1 protein-coding gene is annotated in these 513 nt (G+C 68.2%); it reads right to left on the bottom strand.

Annotation, left to right across the window (positions count from 1 at the left end; all coding sequences use genetic code 11):
* On the bottom strand, positions 1 to 467 hold a 467-nt coding region (locus A33M_RS17640), incomplete at its 3' end, for a helix-turn-helix domain-containing protein (protein WP_040621440.1).
* Between the last annotated feature and the right edge of the window lie 46 nt (positions 468 to 513).

Here is a 513-nt window from a genome sequence, read left to right as displayed (position 1 = left end):
GCCTCGTCCGGGCTCGCCGACCGCGGGTTTCTCGGACGCGGCTGCTGCAGCGACCAGTCGAGCTTTTTCAGCGCTTCCCAGCCGCGTGGCGCGTGAACATGCTCGAGCCCGAGCCGGGCCGCCATCCAGCGCGCCACCTTCGGCCCGGTCCACAGCCCGCCATCGTCGGGCGGACGGCGCAGACGCTCTCGCAAGGCATCGAGGTCGTCCGCCGACAACAGCGGTCTCGCGCCGGCATTGCGCCGACGACGATCGCCCAACGAGGCGATCCCCTCCCGCTCGTAACGCGCCGACAGCTTCCGGACCCACCGCGGTGTCAGTGCGACGATCTCCGCGACTTCCGACGTCGTGTGTCCCTTCGCCAGAAGCCAGATCGCCTGGCAATGGCTGCGTTCCACCACGTCCTTCGCCGACCGGAAGCGATCCTCCAGTTCGTCGGCCGAGAGATGCTGCGCCATCGAAGCCATGACCGGTCTCCTCCGAATCATGGCACCCGAAGCTAACTGCTTCGAC

It is taken from the genome of Rhodovulum sp. PH10 (assembly GCF_000293785.1).
Taxonomy (GTDB): Bacteria; Pseudomonadota; Alphaproteobacteria; order Rhizobiales; family Xanthobacteraceae; genus Rhodoplanes.
Note: the sequence above shows the minus strand (reverse complement) of the source record. Positions and strands in the feature narration are given on the sequence as shown.